This window comes from Cellulosimicrobium sp. 22598 (assembly GCF_052044445.1).
Lineage (GTDB): Bacteria > Actinomycetota > Actinomycetes > Actinomycetales > Cellulomonadaceae > Cellulosimicrobium > Cellulosimicrobium cellulans_G.
In genome coordinates, this window is record NZ_JBQEMZ010000039.1 from 1 (window position 1) to 3,234 (window position 3,234).

The window sequence follows — 3,234 nt, forward strand, 5'->3', positions numbered from 1 at the left end:
CCGCAGGTGTTCGGCGACCAGACCGACGTCCCGGAGTCCGCCGACTGGTGGAACGCCACCTACTGCATCATGTGGGGCTCCAACGTCCCGGTCACGCGCACCCCGGACGCCCACTTCATGGCGGAGGCTCGGTACCGAGGCCAGAAGGTCGTGACCGTGTCGCCCGACTACGCGGACAACACCAAGTTCGCGGACGAGTGGCTCGCTCCCCATCCCGGTACCGACGGCGCCCTCGCGCAGGCCATGGGCCACGTCGTCCTCACCGAGTTCCACGTGCGCGATCGCGCTCCCCGGTTCCTCGACTACATGGCGCGGTTCACCGACGCTCCGTACCTCGTGACGCTCGACCGGCGCGGAGACGCGTACGTGCCCGGGCGCTTCCTCACGGCGGACCGGCTCGCGGGCACGCCCGCCGCCGACCAGGCCGGCGCCACGAACGCCGCGTCGAAGACGGTGATCCTGTCCCGCGAGGGCGACGTCGTCGTCCCCAACGGATCGCTCGGGCACCGCTACGGCGACCCCGGGAAGTGGAACCTCGACCTCGAGGGCGTCGAGCCCGCGCTGTCGGTCGCGGACCTGGCGGGCGGCGCGTCGGACGAGCCGGTCGCCGTCGACCTCCCCCGCTTCGACCTCGCCCCCGAGGAGGGCGCCGAGCACCAGGGCGGTGCGGGCGCCGTGCGGCGGGGCGTGCCGACGCACCGCGTGGGCGAGCACCTGGTGACGACGGTCTACGACCTGCTGCTCGCGCAGTACGGCGTGGACCGCCCCGACCTCGACCTGCCGGGCACGTGGCCGACGGGGTACGACGACCCGGCGACCCCGGGCACCCCGGCGTGGCAGGAGGAGATCACCGGCGTCCCCGCGGCCGCCGCGGCGCGCATCGGGCGGGAGTTCGCGCAGAACGCGCTCGACTCGGGCGGCCGCTCGATGATCATCATGGGCGCGGGCACCAACCACTGGTTCCACTCCGACACGATCTACCGCACGTTCCTCGCGCTCGTGACGATGACCGGCTGCCAGGGCGTGAACGGCGGCGGCTGGGCGCACTACGTCGGGCAGGAGAAGGTTCGCCCGATCACGGGGTTCCAGCAGTACGCCAACGCGGCGGACTGGGCCCGCCCCCCGCGCCTCATGATCAGCACGGCCTTCTGGTACCTCGCGACGGACCAGTGGCGCTACGACGGCCTGCCCGCGGACGCGCTCGCCTCCCCGCTCGCCACCGGGAAGCTCGCAGGCCGCACGACGGCGGACACGCTGGTGGAGTCCGTCCGTCGCGGCTGGACGCCCAGCTACCCGACGTTCGACCGCAACCCGCTCGACCTCGTGGACGAGGCCGAGGCGGCGGGCAAGGACCCGGTGCGCCACGTCGTCGACCAGCTCTCCTCGGGCGAGCTGGACTACGCGTGCGCGGACCCCGACGACCCGGCGAACTTCCCGCGCGTGCTCACCGTCTGGCGCGCGAACCTGCTGGGGTCGTCGGGCAAGGGCAACGAGTACTTCCTCAAGCACCTGCTCGGGACCGACGCCGCGGTGCGCGCACCGGAGTCGGGGCCGGACCGGCGGCCGCGGGACATCGCGTGGCACGACGAGGCGCCGCAGGGGAAGCTCGACCTGCTCGTCACGGCCGACTTCCGGATGACGTCGACGACGCTGTTCTCGGACGTCGTGCTCCCGGCGGCCACCTGGTACGAGAAGCACGACCTGTCCTCGACGGACATGCACCCGTTCGTGCACTCGTTCAACCCGGCGATCAGCCCGCCGTGGCAGACGCGCACCGACTTCGACATCTTCCACACGCTCGCCCGGCACGTCTCCGAGCTGTCGGAGACCCACCTGGGCGTGCGCAAGGACGTCGTCGCCGTCCCGCTCGCGCACGACACCCCGGACGCCATGGCGACGCCGCACGGCGAGGTCCTGCCCCAGGACGAGCTCGTGCCCGGGGTCACGATGGCGAGGCTCGTCGTCGTCGAGCGGGACTACCCCGCCCTCGCGGCGCGGCTCGCCGCCCTCGGTCCGCTCACGCAGACGGTGGGCATGGTCACCAAGGGCGTCACGTTCGACCCGACGCCGGAGGTCGAGCGGCTCGCCGTCGCGAACGGCGTCGTCGCCGACGGCCCGGCGGCGGGGCGCCCGCGCCTGGACCGCGACACGCACGTCTGCGAGATGATCCTCGCGCTGTCGGGGACGACGAACGGCCGGCTCGCGGTGCAGGGGTTCGAGGACCTGGAGCGGCGCACCGGGCAGCGTCTGGCCGACCTCGCGCGGGACGAGCAGGGCAAGAGGATCACCTTCCCGGACGTGCAGTCGCGCCCGACGGCGGTCATCACCTCTCCCGAGTGGTCCGGGTCGGAGCACGGCGGGCGGCGCTACAGCGCCTTCGTCATCAACGTGGAGCGCCTCAAGCCCTGGCACACCCTCACGGGCCGCCAGCACTTCTTCCTCGACCACGACTGGATGACGGAGCTCGGCGAGCAGCTCCCGGTCTACCGGCCGCCGCTGGACATGCACCGCCTGTTCGGCGACTCGCGGGTCGGCGACACGTCCCCCACGGGGGCGCAGGGGTCGGAGGGCTACGCGGAGGTCGCCGTGCGGTACCTCACGCCGCACTCGAAGTGGTCGATCCACTCCGAGTACCAGGACAACCTCTTCATGCTCTCGCTCTCGCGCGGCGGCCCCACGATCTGGATGAGCCCGCAGGACGCGGAGAAGATCGGCGTCGCGGACAACGAGTGGATCGAGTCCTACAACCGCAACGGCGTCGTGGTCGCGCGGGCCGTCGTCTCGCACCGCATGCCCGAGGGCACGGTCTTCATGTACCACGCGAAGGACCGGACCGTGGACGTCCCGCGGTCGGAGACGTCCGGGCTCCGCGGGGGCATCCACAACTCCCTGACCCGCGTGCTGCTCAAGCCCACCCACCTCATCGGCGGCTACGCACAGCTCTCGTACGGCTTCAACTACATCGGCCCGACGGGCAACCAGCGTGACGAGGTCACGGTGATCCGGCGACGGAGTCAGGAGGTGACCTACTGATGTCTGGAACGGCGACACGCATCGGCACGGACGAGTGCGGAACGGCGACGCGAAGGGCGAGGAACGAGTCCGCAGCGGAGCGTGACCTGGGTACCGGAGTGGAGCGTGACGTCCGGTGAAGGTCATGGCGCAGATGTCGATGGTGATGAACCTGGACAAGTGCATCGGGTGTCACACGTGCTCGGTCACGTGCAAGCAGGC

General features: G+C 71.6%; 1 protein-coding gene and 1 pseudogene. Both read left to right on the forward strand.

The annotated features are described in order from the left end of the window. Positions 1-3,033 (forward strand): nitrate reductase subunit alpha (locus ACTJIY_RS20765; RefSeq protein WP_440675395.1); only part of this gene is annotated, 3,033 nt, incomplete at its 5' end. A 115-nt stretch (positions 3,034-3,148) separates the two neighbouring features. Then, positions 3,149-3,234 (forward strand): annotated as a pseudogene (locus ACTJIY_RS20770) (hypothetical protein); the annotation flags it as partial.